The sequence below is a fragment of the Sphingomonas sp. genome (assembly GCF_032114135.1).
Classification (GTDB): Bacteria; Pseudomonadota; Alphaproteobacteria; order Sphingomonadales; family Sphingomonadaceae; genus Sphingomonas.
Genome location: NZ_DAMCTA010000001.1, coordinates 1,115,367 through 1,132,574, shown reverse-complemented (window position 1 = coordinate 1,132,574; position 17,208 = coordinate 1,115,367). Strand labels below are relative to the sequence as shown.

The following is a 17,208-nucleotide window of genomic DNA, read 5'->3' as shown; positions in this document are numbered from 1 at the left end:
CCTGACTCAGTAACTAAAGGTGATGCTGCCGAGCACGTTGCGCGGCGCGGCGTAGAAGGCCTGGCCCCACATCACGCTGCCCAGATATTTGCTGTCGGTTACGTTGCGGACGTTGATCGCGGCGCGAACGTGATCGACCAGGCGGATGCTCGCCATCAGGTCGAGCACGGCATAGTCGTTCTGGGTGACGGTGAAGTCCGGGCTGCGAATCTTGTTCTGCCAGCGCAGCTGGGCCCCCATCTTCAGGTCGCGCAGCTCGGGCACGGTGTAGGTGGTGGCGAGCTTCAGGCTTTTGGTCGGGATGAACACGCGCGCGGCCTTGCCTGCGTCATCCTCGATCTCGAGCCCGGTATAGCCGCCGCTGATCGTCCAGTTGTCGGTCAGCTTGCCGGCGAGTTCGATCTCGAAGCCGCGGGAGGTGGTGTCGAGCCCGCTATAGTAGCTGCTGCCCGGTTGGCCGGGATCGCCCGGCTCGAAGGTGCCCGCGAAGGTCGCGAGGTTCTTCTGCTTGGCGCGGAACAGCGAGGCGGTGGCGTAGAGCCGGCCGCCGAACCACTCGGTCTTGAACCCGCCCTCGATGCTGGTGCCGGTCACCGGGGCGAGCCGGCGGCCACGGGCGTCCACCTCGATCTGCGGATTGAAGATGTCGGTATAGCTTGCATAGACCGAGACGTTCTTGGTCAGGTCGTAGGTCAGCCCGGCATAGGGGCTTACCCGGCTGTTCTTGCGATACTGGTCCGCGCCGTAGGAGTATCCGCTCGACTTGAGCCAGGTCGCGCTGCCGCCGACCACGGCCTTCAGCCGATCGGTGACGTTGAGGTGCGCGGCGCCATAGGCGCGGGTCACCTCGGTGCGGCTGTCTGCCTTGAGCGTGATCGGGCCGGTGCCCGGATCGGCGATCACCGCGCTCGAAAGGTTCGGCACGGCCGGGTAGGCGACGTAGCTGTTGCCCGTGCCTTCCCATTGGCGGTTGTCGAGCCGGCCGGTCGAGACGCCGAACGCCAGCTGGTGCTCGCGGCCGAACAAATGGAGCGGACCCGAGGCGGTGAGGTCGCCGAGATACTGGTCGGTCTCGGACGGATAGGCGCCGACCTGGCCCTGGATGCCGAGCCCGGTCGCCTTGTCCGGCGCACCGAAGGCGTAGAGCAGGCGGGCCTGCTGCTTGTTGTTGCTGTAAGTGAACACGCCCTTGGCCTGCCAGCCCTTGCCCAGGTCATAGGCGAGCTCGCCAAAGGCGCGCTGGTCGGTGGTGTCCCAATAGGTCCAGGGCGCCGAGGTGGTCGCCGAGCGCGCATAGGGGATGCGGCTGCCGTCCTTGTAGGTGAGCGGCAGCGCGCCCCACAGCACGCCGTCCGCGTTGTTCTCCTGGCGGCTATACCCGACCGTCGCGGTGAGCTGCGGCGTCACCTTCCAGTCGGCGATCAGGCCGTACACGTTGCGATTGACGTGGTTGTAGTCGAGATAGCTGTCGCGCTGCTCGTGCGCGTAGATGCCCCGCACCGCGACCGTGTCGGTGAGCGGCACCGAGACATCGGCCTCGCCGCGCCAGCGGTTCCACGAGCCGGCCTGCGCGGTGGCGGTCGCCTGCAGCGTGTCGGTCGGGCGCTTGCGGACATAGTTGATCGTCGCGGACGGGTTGCCGACGCCGGTCATCAGCGCATTGGCGCCGCGGATCGCTTCCACCCGATCGAACAGCGCGGTGTCGAGATCGCCGTACTGGATGCCATAGGGCAGGGGCAGGCCGATGCCGTCGACCTGGAAGTTGGTGATGTCGAAGCCGCGGGAATTGTAATAGGTCCGGTCGCTTTCGACGCGCTCGACATTGATGCCGACGGTCTGGTCGAGCAGGTCGTTGATGTTGGTGAGCTGGAAATCCCGGATCCGCGCCTGATCGATGACCGTGATCGACTGCGGGGTCTCGCGCGGGGTGAGCGTCAGCCCGGTGGCGCTGCGCGAGGGCTGCACCGCCGCGCCGGTGACGACGATCTGGTTCTGCTGGTCCTCGCCGTCGGCGTTGCCGTCCGTGCCCGCGATGGCGACGCCCGGCAGGGCGAGCAGCGCGGTGGTGAGCAAGGCGGTGCGCAGCGACAAATGCATGATCCAGCTTTTCCCTTTGGGTCTCGTTTTCTGCGCGAGCCTTTAGGGGTGCCGTGTATTGCGAGTCAATCGCATTATCAAATTAGCGTGCGAAATTTGCCTCAGCGCAGGCCGCGCGCGATCCGCATCACATAGCTGATCACCTCGGCCACCGCGGCATAGTGCTCGACCGGGATCGGCTGGTCGAGCTCGGCGCTGGCGTAAAGCGCACGGGCAAGCGGGCGGTTTTCGACCAGCGGGATGTTGTGCTCGGTGGCGATCTCGCGGATCTTGAGCGCGATCGTGTCGACGCCCTTGGCCACCACCACCGGCGCGCCCATGCTGCCATGATCGTACTGGAGCGCGATGGCGTAGTGCGTCGGGTTGGTGATGACCACGCTGGCCTTGGGCACGTTGGACATCATCCGGCTGCGCGAGCGCTGCATCTGCATGCTGCGGATCTTGGCCTTGATCTTGGGATCGCCCTCGCTCTGCTTGTATTCGTCCTTCACTTCCTGAAGGCTCATCCGCATGCGCTTCATGAACGCGCGGCGCTGCCAGACGAAGTCGAACAGCGCGAGCGCGCCCACCAGAGTCGCGATGGGGCGGAGCATCGAATGGACGATGTCGCTCGCCGCCGCGCCGGTATCGACCAGGTCGGCACCGACCAGCCGATCGATCGTCGCCGCATGCGGCCAGGCGACCGCCGCGGCGATGCCGCCGACGAGGCAGAGCTTGGCGAAGGTCTTGAAGAACTCCACCATCGCCTGCTTGCCGAACATGCGCTTGGCGCCGTTGACGGGATTGAGCTTGTTCCACTTCGGCTTGATCCGCGACCAGCTGATCATCGGTCGGCCCTGAAGCACCCCGCCCAGGATCGCGAAGCCGAACAGCGCGGCGAGGATCGGCGCCAGCGCCGTGCCGATCGCACCGAACAGGCCGGTGGCGAAGCTCTGCGCGCCGGTCGGCTCGAAGCGAAAGTCGTCGGCACCGCCCCACAGGCGGACGAACAGGTTGCCGAACTGCTGGATCGTGTAGGTGCCGAGACCGCCCATCACCACCAGCGCCGCGACGAACATCGCGGCGTGGCGCATTTCGGGCGCCATCGGCACGTCGCCGCGTTTTCGCGCGTCCTCGAGTTTCTTGTCGGTAGGTTCCTGGGTCTTGTCGTCCGAATCGTCGCCGCCGCCCGCCATCACCAGCCCTTTTGCAGCACGTCACCCATGGTCTGGGTGAAGAAGGTGAGCATGGTACCGATGGTGGTGATCATCAGCGCGAAGCCTAGCAGCAGGTTGAGCGGCTGGGCGATGAAGAAGACCTGGATCGCCGGCGCGACGCGCGCGGCAAGGCCGAGCGCCACGTTGAAGACGATGCCGTAGACGAGGAAGGGGGCGGCGAGGCTGATGCCCAGCGTCATCGAACGACCGATCGCCTCCACCGCCAGCTCGGCGAAATCGTGCATCGGCGGCATGCCGCCGATCGGGAAGGTCTGGTAGCTGTGGACGATCGCGCCGATCCACAGGTGATGGACCTGCATGCTCATGCACATCAGCGCAGCGATGATGCCGACCATCTTCGACAGGATCGGCGCCTGGCCGGACTGCGAGGGATCGAAGATCACCGCGGAGGACAGGCCGATCTGGAGGCTCATCAGCGAGCCTGCCATCTGGATCGAGAAGAACAGGATCTTGACGATCATCCCCATCGCGAGCCCGGTGATCAGCTCGGTCACCAGGATTGCCGGGAGCACCGCGCCGGCCTGCACCGCGGCCCGCGCCGGCGCGCCGATCAGGCCGTAGAGCGCGAACGACATGGCGAAGGCGATGAACATGCGGATGCGGCCGGGAATCGCATCCTCGCCGAACACGGGAAGCAGCATCAGCACCGCCCCGACCCGCGCGAAGACGATGAAGAAGGCCGAGGCCTGCAGCGCGAGATCGGGGGGGACGATCATCCGTGGATGATCATGTCGCTGATCTTGGCCATGAACTGACCAAGCGCCTGCCCGATGGTGGGCAGCATCAGCAGGAACACCAGCCCCATCGACACCAGCTTGGGCACGAAGGTGAGGGTGGTTTCCTGGATCTGGGTGAGCGCCTGGAGCAGGCCGACGAACACGCCGACGATCAGCGACGTCAGCAGCAGCGGACCGACGACGGTGAGAATCAGCATCAATGCGGATTCGGTAAGGCTGATCAGCTGCGCAGGCGACATGTTGCGGTTTGCCTTGGTCAGATCTGCATGCGCATGATGTCGGTATAGGCACCGACGACGCGGTCGCGCACCGCCACCATGGTGTCGAGCGCGGTCTCGGCGGCGCCGATCGCGGTGACGACGTCGATCAGGTCGCCCTTGCCGGCAACCTGCTTGGCAGAGGCGGCTTCTGCCGAGCGCAGCTTGTCTGCGGTACCGCCGACCAGGTTCTCGACCATCGCGCCGAAGCCCGATTGCTGATCGCCGCCGATGTCATTGCCGCCCGCCGCCTTGCTGAGCGTGTTCCCGATCGACGCGATCCGGCCATAGGCCTTGCTGGCGTCCAATGCTCCGATGGACATGATGCGAATTCCTTACTTGAGCAGGTCGATGGTGCGCATCGTCAGGCTCTTGGCCGCTTCGATGGCGTTGAGATTGGCTTCGTAGCTGCGCTGCGCCGCCTTCATGTCGGCGGTCTCGATCAGGCCGTTGACGTTGGGGCGCAGCACATAGCCCTGCGCGTCCGCCGCCGGGTGACCCGGCTGATAGACCTTCACGAAGTCCGACTGGTCGTTCTGGATGGCCTTCACCTTCACGCCGGTGCCGCCGGTGGCGCGATCCATCGCCGCCTGGAAGCTCACGACCTTGCGGCGATAGGGATTGCCGCCCGGGGTATCGGCAACCGAATCCTGGTTCGCGAGATTTTCCGCGATGGTGCGCATCCGCAGCGATTGCGCGCGAAGACCCGAGGCGGAAACGCCCAGCGAAGCATCCAAATCCATTGTTGATCCTCCACGAGCCTGAAAGCGGCCCACGCCATCATTGTAGGCAAAATTTGCCGGGCTGGGCGCCGAGGGCGGAAAAAAGGTTCCTATAAGTCTGGGGGAAAGGGAGACGCATGTCCGTACTCGATGGAATCATGATCGAAATGTCGGTGGTGCTCGGTTCGACCGAAGTACCGGTCCGGCAGATCCTGCAGATGAGCCGCGGAGCGATGATCCCGCTGGACTGCGGCCAGGACGATCCGAGCATGGTCTATGTCAACGGTGAGCTGGTCGCCCTGGGGCGCATCCTTGTCGATGGCGAGGTGATGTCGCTCGAAATCTCCGAACTCGTAAAGAAGTCGCGTAACTGATGGATATTCTGTCGATGCTGCGCACCATGGGCGCGCTGGGCCTGGTACTGGGAATGTTGGCGACAGCCTTGTGGGTCGTTCGCCGCTATGACCTGAAACTGCCGGGTCGTGTGGCTGGCGGGGGACGCAAGCGGGTGGAACTGGTCGAGCGGCTGGCGGTGGACGCCAAGCGTTCGGTCGCGCTGATCCGCCGCGACGGCTGCGAGCACCTGATCTTCATCGGCCCCGAGGGCCATGCCACGATCGAAACCGGCATCGTTGCGCCCGTGCAGCCGGTAGTGGAAGCCGCCGCGCCCGCCGAAAACGTTGCCAAGATTGAAGACGATCTCGCGGTCCTCAAGGCCGGGGTCGCCAAGCTTGCCGGCAAGCTCGACTTCAAGGCCATGGTGGATCGGATGCGTCCGGACGAAACGCCGGTAGCCGAAACGCCGACCGTCGAGGTGGCTCCCGAAGCGCCGGTGGAAGAAGCGCCGGTGGAAGCAGCTGTCGTTGCCGATAACGCGCCCGCGGCTGGCTTGCCGGTTGCAGCAAATGACGCCGAGCCTGCGCCCGAAGCGCAGGAGGTGGTTGCCGAGCCCGCACCGCGCACCCGTGCGCGCAAAGCACAGAATGCGCCCACCCGCACCCGCATCCCGCGCGACACCACGCGCTGGAACAAGCGCGCCGTGCGCGAGGCGTTGAATGCGTAAACTGCTTGCCGCGGCCGCACTGCTGATCGTGCTGCCGGTCGCGGTGCACGCGCAAGCCGTTGCGCCCGCCGCCCAGGCGGCAGCGCAGGGCGCGACCATCAGCATTGGCGGCGAGGGCCCGCTTTCGGCCAAGGCCATCCAGCTGGTGCTGATGCTGACCGTGCTCAGCCTGGCCCCCGGCCTGCTGATGACGGTGACCAGCTTCACCCGCATGGTGGTGGCGCTGTCGCTGTTGCGCACCGGCATCGGTTCGCCGGGCGTACCGCCGAACCCGGTGATCATCAGTCTCGCGCTGTTCCTCAGCTTCTTCGTGATGGCGCCGACCTTCGAGAAGGCGTGGAACGAAGGCGTCGACCCCTATACCAAGGGCAAGCTGACCGAGGTGGCGGCGTTCGAGAAGACCACCGAGCCGTTCCGCCAGTTCATGCTGGGCCAGGTGCGCGACAGCGATCTCAAGCTGTTCGCCGACCTCGCCAACAAGAAGATCGCGACCCGCGCCGAAACGCCGCTGACCACGCTGGCGCCGGCCTTCATGATCTCCGAACTCCGCCGCTCCTTCGAGATCGGCTTCCTGCTGCTGCTGCCGTTCCTGGTGATCGACCTGGCAGTCTCCGCGGTGCTGATGGCGATGGGCATGATGATGCTGCCGCCGCCGACAATCGCGCTGCCGATGAAGATCATCTTCTTCGTGCTGGTCGATGGCTGGGCGCTCGTCGCCGGCTCGCTGGTGAAGAGCTTCGCGCATTGAGCCTATTTCACCCCTCCCGCTTGCGGGAGGGGGAGGGGGAGGGGGGGGTGCGTGCGGGAAGCCGAGCAAGCGTTTCAAAAAGCGCGCCGACCCGGACGCACTTCATTTCTAAGGATCGTCCGCGACCCTAACACACCCTCCCCTAACCCCTCCCGCAAGCGGGAGGGGGACTTAGAAACAAGGGAGGGGGCTTAGACCTGCAGCCCTACCGCCTGCTGCGCCGCCTTCAGCGTCGGCGCCGCCAGCGCACTCGCCCGTGCCGCGCCGCTGGCAAGCTTGGCGCCCACCTCGGCACGATCGTCCAGCAACGCGGTGAGCCGCTCGCGGATCGGCCCGAGCACCGAGATCGTCAGCTCCGCCAGCGCCGGCTTGAACGCGCCGAAGCCCTGGCCGGCATATTCCGCCACCACCGATTGCGGATCGCGGTCCGCCAGCGCGGCGAAGATCGTCACCAAATTGCGCGCCTCGGGGCGTTCGGCGAGCGCATCGAACGAATCCGGCAGCGGCTCGGCATCGGTCTTGGCCTTCCGGCACTTGGCAGCGATCGTCTCGTTGTCGTCGATCAGGTTGATGCGGCTGAGGTCCGAAGGATCGGATTTGGACATCTTCGCATTGCCGTCGCGCAGGGACATGATCCGCGGCGCTGCCTTGCTGATCAGCGGCTCGGGCAGCGGGAACAGCTCGACCCCGAAATCCTGGTTGAACTTGGTGGCGATGTCACGGGTCAGCTCGAGATGCTGCTTCTGGTCCTCGCCGACGGGGACGTGCGTCGCCTGATAGACCAGGATGTCGGCGGCCTGGAGCACCGGATAGGTGAACAGCCCGACGCTGGCGCCGTCGCGGTTCTTGCCGGCCTTGTCCTTCCACTGGGTCATGCGGTTGAGCCAGCCCATCCGGGCGGTGCCCTGGAGGATCCAGCAGAGCTCGGCATGGGCGGGGACGCGCGCCTGGTTGAACAGGATGGAGCGGTCGTCGATCCCGGCGGCGAACAGCGTGGCGGCCATCTCGATCGTCGAGGCGGCGAGCTCCTGCGGGGTCACCGTGCCGGTAAGGGCGTGGAGATCGGCGAGGAAGAACAGGCACTCCCCCTGATCTTGCATCGCGACCCACTGCTTGATGGCGCCCAGATAATTGCCGAGGTGAAGATTGCCGGTGGTCTGGATGCCCGAGACGACGCGCATGGAAATGTCACTCCGCACCCGGTTGACCGTTCGGCCGTTGGACCGGCCGCGGGTCCATGGCGGCGGGGGTGCACGGCCGCGCGATCTGCCAGGACGCGGGCGCTCTAGCGCGCGGCGCGGCGGCGGACCAGCGCCTTGATGTCCGAGAGCAGGAAGGCGCGGGTGGCGAAGCAGGCGGCGACATAGATCGCGCAGCCGGCGCCGACGAGGATCACGAGACCCGTGTAGCGCTCCCAGATCCGGCCGTTGAGCCAGGGGTCGAGTAGTCCGGCCCCCGCCCAGAGCGCGACGCCCATCAGGATCGCGGCGAGCGCGAGCCGCGGCACCCGCCGTGCAAGCTGCGCGTCCACGGTGAAATGCCCCCGCTTGCGCAGCGTGAGGTACAGCATCGTCACGTTGACGGTGGAGGACAGCGCCGTCGCGAGCGGCGGACCCAGATGCGCGATCAGCGGGATCAGCGCGAGATTGGCGGCGATGTTCACCGCGACCGAAATCATCGCCAGCCGCACTGGCGTTTTCGTGTCCTGCCGGGCGTAGAAGCCGGGGGTCAGTACCTTGACCAGGATGTAAGAGGGCAGGCCGATCGAGAAGCCGGCCAGCGCCCAGGCGCATTTCACCGTGTCCTCCGGCGTGAAGTGGCCATATTGGAACAGCCCGCGCACGATCGGCTCTGCCGAGACGATCAGCGCGACCATCGCGGGGAGGGTGAGGAACAGCGCCAGCTCCATGCCGCGGTTCTGCGTCTCCATTGCCTCGGCCTCCTTGCCCGCGCCCAGCAGCCGCGAGATGGTGGGGAGGAGGATGGTGCCAAGGCCGATGCCGATCATCCCCAGCGGCAGCTGGTTCAGCCGATCGGCATAGTAGATGTACGAGATCGAGCCCTCGTTGAGCAGATAGCCGGACAGCGCCGTCGAGATGACGAGGTTCAGCTGCACCGCCCCCGCGCCGATCGCCGCGGGCAGGATCAGCTTCATCAGGCGGCGCACGTCGTCGTCGATCCGCGGCAGGCGGGGGCGCAGCGAGACGCCCGACGCGCGGCAGGCGAGCGCGAGCCAGCCGAGCTGGAGCAGCCCGCCCAGCGGCACCGCGATCGCCTGGACCCGTGCGGTCTCCTCCGGCGTGCCGTGGAAGAAGAACAGCCCGGTCACCATCGCGATGTTGAGCAGGATCGGTGCCGCGGCGTTGACCCAGAATTTGTCGAGCGAGTTGAGGATGCCGCCCAGCAGCGAGGCGAGGCAGATCAGCATCAGATAGGGAATGGTGATCCGCGACAGCTGCACCGCGAAGGCGAACTGGTCGGGCGTGGGATGCTGCTTCTCGAATCCGCCGGACAACATGGTGGTGAGCGGCCAGGCGGCGGCGAGCGCCACTAGCGTCAGCACCAGTAGGATGACGAACAGCACGGAGAGGGTGCGCTCGGCGAAGTCGTAGGCCGCGCCGCGCTCGCCGTTGACGCCCAGCTTGCGGTTGAACATCGGGATGAACGCCGATGCGAAGGCGCCCTCGGCGAAGAAGGCGCGGAACATGTTGGGCAGGCGGAACGCGACGAGAAAGGCGTCCGACGCGAAATTGGCGCCGACATAGCGCGCCTGGAGCGAATCGCGGACCAGCGCGAGGACGCGACTGGCGAGCGTGAGACCGCCCACCGAACCCAGGCTGCGCACAAGCTTCATCGAGATTTCGCCGTCCTATCAAAGAAAAGGGGGCGCCACCGACGTGCGGCGCGCCCCCGAATTCATGCTGCAGCCCGGTTCAGGCGTGGCCGGCTTCTTCGAAGCCGATCGCGCCTTCCTGCTGGGCGCGCTGCTGCATGTAGATGCCGGCGAAGTCGATCGGCTCCAGCATCAGCGGCGGGAAGCCGCCGTCGCGGACCTGGTCGGCCAGCACGCGGCGCGCGAACGGGAACAGGATGCGCGGCGCTTCGCCGAGCAGGAACGGATCGAGCGCTTCCTGCGGGATGTTGCGGAGCGCGAACAGGCCCGCATAGGTGAGGTCGACGATGAACGCGACCTGCTCGCCGGCCTGGGCGCGGACTTCGATCTTCAGCGCGACTTCGTACACGTCGTCACCGACCTTGTTCGAGCCGATGTTGAACTGCACGTCGATCGCCGGCGGCGTCTGCTGCTGGTAGATCGCCGGTGCGTTCGGATTCTCGAACGACAGGTCCTTCACATATTGCGAGAGCACGCCCGCCTGGGGCGCATCGTCCGCGCCGCCTTCAACGCCCATGCCGGCGTAGGTGTCGTTCTCGGCCATCCAACTTTCCTCTTTATGCAGGAGAATTTCGCGCCCTCGGCGCGTTACGGGGCAAGCGACTAGCAGGCGTGTGCCGGTGGTGCAATCGCACGGCCCATCGTACGGTTTGAATCCCGGGGCACGAAGGCCTATGTGTTACAGACGGAGGCTTTGGAGGGCCAGTGTTCTACGTCATTCTGTTCGCGATGGTGGCCGGCTTTTTGGCACTTCGGCTGTATGCGGTACTCGGCAAGCGTACCGGGCATGAGCAGCCGCTTCCCAAGCCTGCCGAAGAGCGCGTCGCTGCGCCGCCCGTGACGCGGACGATCGAGGCGCTTCCCGAGCTCCGCGACTCGGCGAATCGTGCGATCGACTCCAGCGCAGAAACCGGTCTTCGCGCTGTCGTTTCGGCCGATTCGAGCTTCGACGTCGCCAAGTTCCTGGAAGGCGCGAAGTCTGCCTATCGCATGGTGCTCGAAGCCTTTTGGAAGGGCGACGAGGAAACGCTTCGCTTCCTGGTCGACGACGAGGTGCGCGCTGCGTTCGAGCAGGCGATCGCCCAGCGCAAGGTGACCGGCGAAGTTCTCGACAACCGTCTCGTTGCGATCGAGCGCGCGACCATTTCCGAAGCGGGCGTCGAGAACAAGGTGGCGCGCGTCACCGTGCGCTTCGATGCCGATATCGTCGCGCTGACCCGCGATGCCGAGGGCAATGTGATCGCCGGCTCGCTGAGCGATGCGGTGACCACGCACGACGTCTGGACCTTCGCGCGCAAGCTGCGCAGCGACGATCCGAACTGGAAGCTGGTCGAGACCGACGAAGCCTGAGGGGCAGCATGCGTATTATCGGGGGATTGGCGCTCGCGGGCTTGCTCGGCGCATGTTCGAGCAGCATCGTTCCCCCTGAGGCGGGCACGCGGCCCGCGCCGGCGCGCCCGGCACCCACACGACCGGAACCCGCGCCGGAGCGCCCGCGCCCCGGCACGGCGCTTCCCGAGACGCCCTCGAATCTCCCCGCGCGTCAGCCGACCGCCGCCACGCCGCTGCCCGCAATGCCGGCCGCGCCCGTCGCCACCGGCGCGACTAGTGCGGCGATGGCAGGGCTGGTCGCCGGGCCCGCGATCGGAACGCTGCCGATCACGTCCGACAATGCCAGGCGCGCGCTCGCGGCGTTCAAGCTGAGCTGCCCCGGATTGCTGCGCCGCACCGATTCCTCGGGCCTCACCATCGGCACCGACTGGACCAATGCCTGCGCCGCCGCCGCGAGCTGGTCGGGCGATGCCGCGTCCTTCTTCACCCAATGGTTCGAGACGGTGCAGGTCGGCAACGGCGCCGCCTTCGCCACCGGTTATTACGAGCCCGAGATCGCCGGCGTGCGGGCGCGGCGTTCGGGCTATGACGTGCCGGTGTACGGCGTCCCCGACAATCTGATCGAGGTCGATCTCGGGCTGTTCTCCGATCCCTTGAAGGGCAAGAAGATCCGCGGCCGCGTCGATGGTCGCCAGTTCGTCCCCTATTACGACCGTACCCAGATCGAGCAGGGCGCGCTCGAAGGCCACGCCCCCGTGGTCGCCTGGGCGGCCGATTCGATCGAGATGTTCTTCCTGCAGGTGCAGGGCTCGGGTCGGCTCAAGGGGCCCGACGGGCAGGTGCTGCGCATCGGCTATGCCGGGCAGAACGGCCGCGACTATACAGGCATCGGCAAGCTGATGAAGGATCGCGGGCTGCTCGGCCCGGGGCAGACCTCGATGCAGGGCATCGTCGCCTGGCTGCGCGCGAACCCCGAGCAGGGCCGCGCGATCATGCGCGAGAACAAGAGCTTCGTCTTCTTCAAGGAACTGGATGGCGCAGGCCCGCTGGGCGCGATGGGCTATCCCGTCGCCGGCTGGACCAGCGTGGCGGCGGATCCCAAGTTCATTCCGCTCGGCGCGCCGCTGTTCCTCTCGATGGATCGCACCGATGCGAGCGGCCTCTGGGTGGCGCAGGATACCGGTGGCGCGATCAAGGGCGCGAATCGGATCGACACCTTCTGGGGCGCGGGTGACGACGCCCGCGCGATCGCCGGCGGCATGGCCGCGCGCGGCACCGCCTGGCTGCTGCTTCCCAAGGGCACGCTCGCTCGGCTGACTGCAGCCCAGCCGCCCGTGCAGCAGCCGATGACGCCTCAGCCCGCGACTCCCCAGCCATGAGCGGGCGCGGGCGCCGCGATCTGGCGCCCGAGGAAGCGGCGCTGTGGCAAAAGGTGATCGCGAGCGTCACGCCGCTTCACATCCGCGCCGCGCCCAAGCGGCTGCCGCCCGAGCCTGCACCGGCGCCGGTGCCGCAACCCCTTGCGCGCCCGGCCCGCGCGCCGCTCGCCATACCGATCGGCAAGCTCACGCCGACAAGGCCCGCCCGACCGGCGATCACGCTCTCCACGCCGATGCCCGACACCCACGAGCGCCGCACCCTAGACGCGAGCTGGGACCGCCGTCTGTCGCGCGGGCTGGTGGCGCCGGAAAGTTCGATCGATCTGCACGGGCACAATCTCCATGCTGCCTATGACCGGCTCGATGCGGGACTCGCCCAGGCAATCGCGCAAGGGGACCGCGTGTTGTTGCTGGTCACCGGAAAGCCGCCGCGCCCCGAGTCGGAGCGGCCGCACGCCCGCGGTGCAATTCGCGCTGCCGTGGGGGACTGGTTGGCGGCATCGCGGCATTCGGACAAAATTGCCGCAGTACGTCAGGCGCATCCGCGCCATGGCGGCGCAGGCGCGCTGTACATTGTCCTGCGGCGGCCCCGGACTTCGTAGAACACCGGAGTTTCTTAACTAATGCATGCGAAGTCTACGGCGGCGCCATCTAGTGTCGGCGCCGCTGGGGATATTTGGAGCGTCGATCGGCAATGCGCTGGGGGGAGCGAGGCATGGGGAGGGGAGTGGCAAGCGCCGCTGCGCTTGCAGCCTGCCTGCTCGTCGGTGCGGCATGGGCGGCCGGCGCGACGCTGAACGTGCTGGGCATCGCGGTCGCGCTGGCCGTGCCGCTGGTCGTTCTTATCGTTCTCGCCGTACTGGTGCTGCTCCAGCCGCGCCGCAACGCCGTACTGACCGCCGCGGTCGATCGGCTGCATGCCGCTGCGCTGGGCGACCTGGAAAGTCCGCTGCCGACGGCGCTGGCGCAAGGCGCCCCGCGCCTCGCCGAATCGATCGACGAGCTGTTCCTCAAGCTGCGCGGCAATCTGGAGAGCGTGCACCGGCTCGCCATGTTCGACACGGTGACCGGCCTCGCCAACCGCCCGCATTTCCGCCGCAGCGCCGAGCGGATGCTCGAAGACGCGCACGAGGAAGCCCGCGCGGTGCTGTTCTTCATCGATCTCGATCGTTTCAAGACGGTCAACGATACGCTGGGCCATGCGGTGGGTGACATGCTGCTCGGCATGGTCGCCAACCGCCTGCGTGCCGTGGGCGACCAGTGCGCCGCGTTCAACCATGGCGAGACGCCGCTCATCGGCCGCCTTGCCGGCGATGAGTTCACGCTGTTCTTCGCCGATCTGCCCGATCCGCACGCGCGTGCGCGGGTGGGCGAAAAGGTGCTGGAAGCGCTGTGCGCGCCGTTCGACCTTGCTGGCCAGCAGGTCTGCATCGGGGCATCGGTCGGGCTGGCGCTCTATCCCGATCACGGGGTAACGCTGCACGAGCTGATGGGGGCGGCGGACGCCGCGATGTACCAGGCCAAGACCCAAGGTCGCGGCCGCGTCGAGACGTTCAGCGACGGACTCGCCGCGCAGATGATCGCGCGCGCCCGGCTGGAGACCGAGCTTCGCGCCGCGATCGAGCATGACGAGTTCGCGCTGGTGTTCCAGCCGCAGGTCTCCGCGAACACCGGTGCGATTGTCGGCGCCGAGGCGCTGCTGCGTTGGCAGCATCCCGACGGCACCAAGCTGCCGGGCTCGTTCCTGCAGCGCGCCGAGGAGACCGGGCTGATCGTCGAGATCGGCGACTGGGTGGTGGCGACGGTGGCGAACACCATCGCGCGCTGGGCCCGGCTGGGCATCGAGCAGCGGCTGGCGGTGAACGTCAGCCAGCGCCAGATCGACCATGCCAGCTTCTTCCGCCATCTGCGGGCGGCGATGCTCGCGGCGCAGGCGCCAGCACGGCTGCTCGAGCTGGAGATCAGCGAGACACTGGCGATGCACTGCTCGGAAGACGTGCTGCGCGCGATCGCGACGCTGCGCTCGGCCGGGGCGACGGTGGCGGTCGACGATTTCGGCACGGGCTATTCGAATCTGGCGCGGCTGCGGCGGCTGCCGATCGACCGGGTGAAGCTCGATCGCTGCGTGGTCGAGCATGTCGCGGTCAACCCGGAAGCGCGCGCGGTAGCGCAGGCGGTGATCGGGCTCGTCCACGGCATCGGCTGCGAAGCGGTCGCCGAGGGCATCGAGAGCGAGGCCCAGGCCGCGGTCCTGCGGGTGATCGGCTGCGACGTGCTGCAGGGCTATGCGATCGGCGCGCCGATGGGCGAGGCGGACTTCCTCGCCTGGGTGCAGGACATGGCGCCGCGCCGCGCTACCGCCTGAGGCTCACACCCGGCGCAGGATCTCCGCATAGACATCCGTCAGCGCGCGCAGGTCGGCGAGCGCCACCGCCTCGTCGAGCTTGTGCATCGTCGCGTTGAGCAGGCCGAATTCCACCACCGGGCAGATGCGCGACAGGAAGCGCGCGTCCGAAGTGCCGCCGGTGGTCGACAATTCCGCATCCACCCCCAGCACGTCGCGGATCGCGCCGCTGACCAGTTCCGACAGCGGGCCCGGCTCGGTGAGGAACGCCTCGCCATAGACGCGGCCGTGCACCTCGGCATGGGGGGCGTGGCGCGCGACCACCGCGCGGATGCGCTCGATCAGCTCGGGACCGCGCTGCTGGTCGTTGAAGCGGATGCTGATGCGCGCAGCGGCGCGGCCCGGGATGACGTTCGTCGCCTTGTTGCCCACCGCGAGGTCGATCACCTCGATGTTGGAGGGCTGGAACCAGGCATTGCCCTCGTCGAGCACGATCGCGTCGATCTCGGCCAGTGCGCGGACGAGGCGGGGGACCGGATTGTCGGCGAGGTGCGGGTAGGCGACATGGCCTTGGCGGCCGATCACCGCGATGTCGATCACCGTCGAGCCGCGCCGCCCGATCTTGATCGTATCGCCCAGCCGGTGCGCCGAGGTCGGCTCGCCGACCACGCAGCAATCGGGGACGAGACCGCGTTCGGCGATGCGTTCGATCAGCTTCGGCGTGCCGAAGGTGGCCGGGCCTTCCTCGTCGCCGGTGATGATCAGGCTGGTGGTGCCGCGTTCCGGCACCTCCGCCGCCGCCGCGACGAAGGCGGCGATCGCGCCCTTCATGTCGACCGCGCCGCGGCCATAGAGCAGATCGCCGCGGATCTCGGGGGCGAAGGCGCCGCTGGTCCAGCCCTCGCCGGGCGGCACGACGTCGAGATGGCCGGCAAAGGCGAAGTGCGGGCCGCCGGATCCGCGCACCGCGAGCAGATTCTCGACCGGGCCGTCGGGGGCCTCGCCCTCGACGAAGCGCTCGACGCGGAAGCCGAGGGGCAGCAGCACCTGCTCCAGCACGTCGAACACGCTGCCGCGCGCCGGGGTGATGCTTTCGGCGCCGATCAGGGCCTTGGTGAGTTCGACGACGTCCGGCACACTACCTCCCAAACACAAGGGAGGCGACATTGCCCAAGCTGGACCTGGATACAATCCCGCAGACCAACGCCACCGGCTATCCGCCACCGTTCGACGCACCGGTAGCGGGGCGCTGGTACCGCCGGCTGGCGCCGCCGAGCGGGCTGACGGCGATGGGGGTGAGCCATGTCGTGCTCAAGCCCGGCGCTTGGTCGTCGCAGCGCCACTGGCACGACCAGGAGGACGAGTTCGTCGTGATGCTGGCGGGCGAGGCGGTGCTGGTGGAGGAGGGCGGCGAGACGCTGCTGCGCGCCGGCGACTGCGCGGCGTTCCCGGCCGGGGTGGCGGACGGGCATCATCTGCAGAACCGGTCCGAGGGGGATGCCGTGTTCCTCGCGATCGGGGCGGGGCCGCGCGGGAGCGGGGAATATCCCGATATCGACATGGTGTTCACGCCCGAGGGCTATTTCCGCAAGGACGGGACGCGGTACGAGACCGAGCGGTTGCGGTGAAGACTTCTAGCCCCTCCCTTTCGGGGGAGGGGTTGGGGTGGGGCAGTGTCTCACAGAGACCAAGCGGCGTTCTGGAATCCCTCCACCCCCGACCCCTCCTCCAAGGAGGAGGGGCTAAGAAAAGTCAGTTAAACCACCGGCAGTTCGTACTTCTCGATAACCCATTCCTCTTCCTGCGCCCCGGCAATCCAGTCCTGCATAAACGGATGCTGGAGCACCGCGAGCATGTAGCTCTGGGCGAACCGCGGGACGGGCAGCGAATAGGTGACGATCCGCGTCACCACCGGCGCGAACATGATGTCGGCGGCGCCGAACGCGCCGAACAGGAACGGCTCTTCTGTGCCGTAGCGGGCGCGGGCCTGGGCCCAGAGCTCCATGATCCGCGCGAGATCGGCCTGCACATCGGCGTCAACCGGCGCGGCGGGATGAACCTGGCGTATGTTCATGCTGTGCTTGCTGCGCAGCGCGGTGAAGCTCGAATGCATCTCCGCCGCCATCGACCGCGCCATCGCGCGCGCGGCGGGGTCGTCCGGCCAGAACAGCGTGTTGCCGGTCTTGTCGTTGAGATATTCGACGATCGCCAGGCTGTCCCACACCACCGCATCACCGTCCCACAGGATCGGGACCTTGCCCGAGGAGGGGGCGAACTCGGCGCCCTGGCGACGCTTGTCCCAATCCTGGTCGTACATCGGCACGACCGTTTCCTCGAACGACAGTCCCGAGAGCTTGCAGGCGAGCCAGCCGCGGAGCGACCAGGACGAATAGGCCTTGTTGCCGATGATGAGCTTCAT

Annotated in this window: 19 protein-coding genes; 8 read left to right on the top strand and 11 right to left on the bottom strand. The window is 67.3% G+C overall.

Features of this window, described 5'->3' with window-relative positions:
* Positions 1–6 precede the first annotated feature (6 nt).
* From RT655_RS05165 to flgC, 6 genes are all read right to left on the bottom strand, one after another.
* Positions 7–2,097 (bottom strand): TonB-dependent siderophore receptor, encoded by a 2,091-nt coding sequence (locus tag RT655_RS05165; protein ID WP_313535326.1) that lies wholly within the window; start codon positions 2,095–2,097, stop codon positions 7–9.
* A 101-nt stretch (positions 2,098–2,198) separates the two neighbouring features.
* A complete protein-coding gene (gene flhB / locus RT655_RS05160) occupies positions 2,199–3,272 on the bottom strand; it encodes a flagellar biosynthesis protein FlhB (RefSeq protein ID WP_313535325.1) in 1,074 nt (357 codons plus the stop codon).
* A complete protein-coding gene (gene fliR, locus RT655_RS05155) occupies positions 3,272–4,030 on the bottom strand; it encodes a flagellar biosynthetic protein FliR (protein WP_313535324.1) in 759 nt (252 codons plus the stop codon). Before fliR ends, flhB begins: the two co-directional genes overlap by 1 nt.
* Positions 4,027–4,290, bottom strand: a complete 264-nt coding sequence (locus RT655_RS05150) for a flagellar biosynthetic protein FliQ (protein WP_313535323.1) — start codon at positions 4,288–4,290, stop codon at positions 4,027–4,029. Before RT655_RS05150 ends, fliR begins: the two co-directional genes overlap by 4 nt.
* 17 nt (positions 4,291–4,307) lie before the next feature.
* The gene (locus RT655_RS05145; protein WP_313535321.1) at positions 4,308–4,631 is read right to left on the bottom strand and encodes a flagellar hook-basal body complex protein FliE; all 324 of its coding nucleotides are present in this window, start codon (positions 4,629–4,631) and stop codon (positions 4,308–4,310) included.
* Positions 4,632–4,643: 12 nt separating this feature from the next.
* Positions 4,644–5,051, bottom strand: coding sequence for a flagellar basal body rod protein FlgC (flgC, locus tag RT655_RS05140; protein ID WP_313535320.1), 408 nt, complete (start codon positions 5,049–5,051; stop codon positions 4,644–4,646).
* Between the two features lie 116 nt (positions 5,052–5,167).
* On the opposite strand from flgC, the gene RT655_RS05135 reads away from it, so the two are divergent.
* From RT655_RS05135 to fliP, 3 genes are read left to right on the top strand one after another with little or no spacing between them, the layout of a single operon-like run.
* Positions 5,168–5,404, top strand: a complete 237-nt coding sequence (locus tag RT655_RS05135) for a FliM/FliN family flagellar motor switch protein (RefSeq protein WP_010545357.1) — start codon at positions 5,168–5,170, stop codon at positions 5,402–5,404.
* On the top strand, positions 5,404–6,093 hold the full coding sequence (locus RT655_RS05130) for a flagellar biosynthetic protein FliO (protein ID WP_313535318.1): 690 nt from the start codon (positions 5,404–5,406) through the stop codon (positions 6,091–6,093). Before RT655_RS05135 ends, RT655_RS05130 begins: the two co-directional genes overlap by 1 nt.
* Complete coding sequence (gene fliP, locus RT655_RS05125) at positions 6,086–6,841, top strand: flagellar type III secretion system pore protein FliP (RefSeq protein WP_313535317.1); 756 nt, start codon at positions 6,086–6,088, stop codon at positions 6,839–6,841. Before RT655_RS05130 ends, fliP begins: the two co-directional genes overlap by 8 nt.
* A 191-nt stretch (positions 6,842–7,032) precedes the next feature.
* Here fliP and trpS read toward each other — a convergent pair whose 3' ends face one another.
* The 3 genes from trpS to secB form a co-directional block, all read right to left on the bottom strand.
* Positions 7,033–8,022, bottom strand: a complete 990-nt coding sequence (gene trpS, locus RT655_RS05120) for a tryptophan--tRNA ligase (RefSeq protein ID WP_313535316.1) — start codon at positions 8,020–8,022, stop codon at positions 7,033–7,035.
* 104 nt (positions 8,023–8,126) lie between these two features.
* Positions 8,127–9,695 carry a murein biosynthesis integral membrane protein MurJ gene (gene murJ / locus RT655_RS05115; RefSeq protein WP_313535314.1) on the bottom strand — a complete coding sequence of 523 codons (1,569 nt, stop codon included), beginning with the start codon at positions 9,693–9,695 and terminating at the stop codon, positions 8,127–8,129.
* Positions 9,696–9,774: 79 nt separating this feature from the next.
* On the bottom strand, positions 9,775–10,278 hold the full coding sequence (secB, locus tag RT655_RS05110) for a protein-export chaperone SecB (RefSeq protein WP_313535313.1): 504 nt from the start codon (positions 10,276–10,278) through the stop codon (positions 9,775–9,777).
* A gap of 161 nt (positions 10,279–10,439) precedes the next feature.
* On the opposite strand from secB, the gene RT655_RS05105 reads away from it, so the two are divergent.
* From RT655_RS05105 to RT655_RS05090, 4 genes are all read left to right on the top strand, one after another.
* Complete coding sequence (locus tag RT655_RS05105; RefSeq protein WP_313535312.1) at positions 10,440–11,084, top strand: Tim44/TimA family putative adaptor protein; 645 nt, start codon at positions 10,440–10,442, stop codon at positions 11,082–11,084.
* 8 nt (positions 11,085–11,092) lie between these two features.
* The gene (locus RT655_RS05100) at positions 11,093–12,445 is read left to right on the top strand and encodes an MltA domain-containing protein (protein ID WP_313535311.1); all 1,353 of its coding nucleotides are present in this window, start codon (positions 11,093–11,095) and stop codon (positions 12,443–12,445) included.
* Positions 12,442–13,047 (top strand): Smr/MutS family protein, encoded by a 606-nt coding sequence (locus RT655_RS05095; RefSeq protein ID WP_313535310.1) that lies wholly within the window; start codon positions 12,442–12,444, stop codon positions 13,045–13,047. Before RT655_RS05100 ends, RT655_RS05095 begins: the two co-directional genes overlap by 4 nt.
* 113 nt (positions 13,048–13,160) lie before the next feature.
* Complete coding sequence (locus RT655_RS05090) at positions 13,161–14,810, top strand: EAL domain-containing protein (RefSeq protein WP_313535309.1); 1,650 nt, start codon at positions 13,161–13,163, stop codon at positions 14,808–14,810.
* 3 nt (positions 14,811–14,813) lie between these two features.
* On the opposite strand, the gene dapE is transcribed toward RT655_RS05090, so the two are convergent.
* Entirely contained in the window at positions 14,814–15,956 is a 1,143-nt protein-coding gene (gene dapE / locus RT655_RS05085) for a succinyl-diaminopimelate desuccinylase (protein WP_313535308.1), read from the bottom strand.
* Between dapE and RT655_RS05080 the strand changes: the two genes are divergently transcribed.
* Positions 15,956–16,417, top strand: coding sequence for a cupin domain-containing protein (locus RT655_RS05080; RefSeq protein WP_313535307.1), 462 nt, complete (start codon positions 15,956–15,958; stop codon positions 16,415–16,417). The genes dapE and RT655_RS05080 overlap by 1 nt on opposite strands.
* A 128-nt stretch (positions 16,418–16,545) precedes the next feature.
* Here RT655_RS05080 and RT655_RS05075 read toward each other — a convergent pair whose 3' ends face one another.
* On the bottom strand, positions 16,546–17,208 hold the full coding sequence (locus RT655_RS05075; RefSeq protein ID WP_313535306.1) for a glutathione S-transferase family protein: 663 nt from the start codon (positions 17,206–17,208) through the stop codon (positions 16,546–16,548).